This is a genomic window from Xenorhabdus szentirmaii DSM 16338, from assembly GCF_002632585.1.
Lineage (GTDB): Bacteria > Pseudomonadota > Gammaproteobacteria > Enterobacterales > Enterobacteriaceae > Xenorhabdus > Xenorhabdus szentirmaii.
This window is the reverse complement of sequence record NZ_NIBV01000009.1, coordinates 1-3,439: the sequence shown is the minus strand read 5'-3', so window position 1 is coordinate 3,439 and position 3,439 is coordinate 1. Positions and strand designations below refer to the sequence as shown.

Here is a 3,439-nt window from a genome sequence, read left to right as displayed (position 1 = left end):
CCTTTTTTTTATCTTAAAGTCGTTTTCCGGCATCGTGATAGTCCGTTCAAAGTGTCATTTAAGGTGGGCAGATATTAGCCTGAATATTACTTTAGGGGAATTTATCGATAACGGCAGATTAGACCCAAATGAGATCAGCTAATTGGCCGATAACCCTTGAGCTTTCCCACCCAATCAGTCAGAGAGCCACCCTATTTTCAGACATATTTGACGCCTCCATTCAAAAAATAACGAAATGATTTTTGGCCTGTATACATTCTATTTTTCATTTAGATATAGCCGAAGAAACGGAGAGCAAACCGGGAAACGTGTTGTGTTTTTCTTTCCCCTCCTCATATAGGAGAACAATTAAATTGTCGATATTTTGAAGTTAGTGTACCAATGGATAACCTTATGTATTTAAATTGTTTTTAAGAAAAAATATCCTTTAAGTTCTCGGTCTAATCCATCGAGTTTAAACGTCATGCTGTTGAGTGCACGGGACATGCATATTAATTTCAATCTTCATGACCGCACGGGTAGGAAATAAATCATGATACGTTTTGGTTCTGTGTGTTCTGGAATTGAGGCGGCCAGTGTTGCTTGGGAGCCGCTGGGAATCTCTCCGATGTGGTTCAGCGAAATTGAGACATTCCCCAATGCGGTACTGCAACATTATTGGCCCCATGTCCGAAACTGGGGAGACATGACCAGACTCCCGGCAATGATTGTCGGCAATCAGGTGGATGCACCGGATATTCTGGTCGGCGGTACACCCTGGCAGGCCTTCGCCATGGTCTGAGTGACGAGTGAGGACAACTAACATTATCATTCGTGGAGTTGGCAAATGCCATTGATTCAGTCAGAGCCGCAAACGGCGACCCTCCCTCTGTTATCGTCTGGGAAAATGTGCCGGGCATCTTGTCCAGCAACGATAATGCCTTCGGCTGTTTTCTTGCGGGACTTGCCGGAGAAGATGAACCGTTGCAGCCATCAGGGAAAAAGTGGACAAACACAGGTTATGTGTCTGGACCCCAAAGAAACATCGCATGGCGGGTATTCGATGCTCAATATTTCGGCGTGGCCCAACGACGGCGCCGTGTGTTTGTTGTCGCAAGTGCTCGAAAAGACGTCTGTCCGGCCACGGTACTTTTTGAGCCAGACGGCGTGCGAAGGCATACTTCGCCGCGCAGAGCACAAAGGAAAATCATTACCCGACATGTTACACAGAGCCTTGCAAGCGGTGGCGAAGTCACCGGAACGTTATTAGCGAGTGGTGGGGATAAACGATTCTCAGGGAATCAGGCAGCATTTTCAGGAAATTATCATATTGTTTATTCAGCCGCGAAAAGCTCAGAAATAAACCCGCCCCTCGCGTTACATTCGGGGAGCGCGAGCACGAATGATGAAGTGAGTCATCAGGAGATTTTTTCTTAGCACGGTAAGGGGCCTGTATCTACTTATCGTCAGCTTTCCTTCGGTGAATACCGAACGGATGAGATTTCGTCAACGTTGAAATCACGGGACGGTAAAAGTGCTACGGATTTGGTGATGACCCGCATGGCGAATGATGGTTATGCCGTGCGTCGCTTAACCCCGGTGGAATGTGAAAGGCTACAGGGTTTTCCTGACAACCACACGCAGATCCCGTGGAATGGCAAACGGGCAGAAGATTGCCCGGATGGGCATCGTTACCGGGCAATCGGTAATTCAATGGCGGTGCCCGTCATGACATGGATTGGAAAACGAATTCTGATGCAAATGGGAGTTTAACGCTCACATTGGATTGAGATGAAACAGGGCAGATAGGTCGATGAATGCGGCCTATCTTTTACGTGGTATCATGACGGCCTATTTTATTAATAACTTATTGTAATTGAGTTAATTTCTTTCTCTTCTTTGTTTTTCATATAATATAAAAAATCATTTAGAATATGCATGAGAAAGAGAAAATCTCCAATATCCATTTGGCTAATGTGCTTTTAAGAGAAAACCGCCCTCTGACCGCAAAAGAGGTTATGGACGCCATTCGCCACTATTATCCCCATGTCGAAATAGACAAAGATTTTGTTTACGCCCGGCTTAATGTGTTTTGTTCATCCAAAAACATCATTTGCATCATGGATACCCGTGTCCGGCCAAGAACTTTTGAAATGAAATACATCACTCAGGTTCATTTCAAACCGAGCAATGGCACCTTCATTGATTTTTCAAAAACCGTGATCCCCGCTGGTGGGGTTAAAGGCGATGAAAAAAAGGCTGCAAGAAATGCAGCCTTACTACGTGAGATTTGGGATGATATTATTCGAAAAAGAACGGCAAACACTATTTCTTAGCACTACAGTTGTAACCGTTCTGTAGTCATAAGGTTATCCCGGATCCGATAATGACATTGTTCTGCATGGTATTGAAGCACCTTGATGAACAGGAATAGTCATGTTTTCCTTGAATCGGCAGAACACACAACACCATGCCATGTCTAATTTATGGGGATTTCTTAGTGTTGGGGTTTAGATTCTGCGTCATGCATCTTCATTATTACCTTCCTGCGTGGCCCTATCATTGTCCGTCGCGACTTGCTGAGGCATTTTTTTCATGGCCGCATATACCCGAGCAGGCTGAGACGAGATAATTGCGGCATATTCTTGTGCAGAGAGCCCCTGGAATCGTTGTAAGAAATCCCGTGGATTACGCAGCCATTTTTCTTTCATTTCCGGATGCAGTGAAATCTGTTCTAGTGCGTCGAACATACTGGTTGTTGTTTGCGTGCATTTATAGTTCTCTGGAATGGTATGCCCGTCCAGTCCTGAAATAGCAGCAAGCTCATATTCGCTGTAAGGTTTGCCCGGGGTGTAGGGATCGGCATTTCCCACATTACTGAGAACTTTCAAACCCAAAAGTTTACCAGCGGCAGGATCAAACTCACGGATAGTTTTTGGTGGCAAATAGAATGTTGAAATCCCCGTTACCCGTTTTACAATCTCGGGTTTACGAAAATCGGCGATTTTATATTTTTCAACCAGAGGATTAGCTATTGCTATGCTTGGTGCGACATACAGATAAACGTCGTGTTGCGGCCCATATTCTTTTATCAGACGGTCAATCAGCACCTGAATGTGTTGATTTTTAAAGCCGCTAAAATTGAAACCGAGACTGCCAACGGCACCAATCTGAAAAATCACAACATGCGAATCGGTAAGCAGGATGCGATTACGTAGCAGCAAGTCGGTTGCTTCAAGGGTTTGACAACCATAGCGTGAGGGATCGATGCCAATATCAGCAAAAAGATTATCTTCGGCGGAAATCCCAGCGAGCATTTCTGCACGGAACCCTTCCTCTTTAGCTATCGCAATTGCCCGGTGAGAAGGGTTAACAAAAACGCCAGGAATGTAATGAACGCATCCCAACCACGTAACCCTCGGTACTATGCTGAAATTGAGAGGTAAGGTGTGGATCCTCT

At 45.1% G+C, this 3,439-nt stretch carries 2 protein-coding genes and 1 pseudogene; 2 read left to right on the top strand and 1 reads right to left on the bottom strand.

Annotated elements, in window-relative coordinates:
- Positions 1–532: 532 nt before the first annotated feature.
- Positions 533–1,731: pseudogene (locus Xsze_RS23450) on the top strand (DNA cytosine methyltransferase); the annotation flags it as partial.
- Positions 1,732–1,913: 182 nt separating this feature from the next.
- Positions 1,914–2,315, top strand: coding sequence for a hypothetical protein (locus tag Xsze_RS21255; RefSeq protein WP_038242436.1), 402 nt, complete (start codon positions 1,914–1,916; stop codon positions 2,313–2,315).
- Between the two features lie 186 nt (positions 2,316–2,501).
- Here the strand turns inward: Xsze_RS21255 and Xsze_RS21250 are convergent.
- On the bottom strand, positions 2,502–3,439 hold a 938-nt coding region (locus Xsze_RS21250; protein ID WP_211293377.1), incomplete at its 5' end, for an SAM-dependent methyltransferase.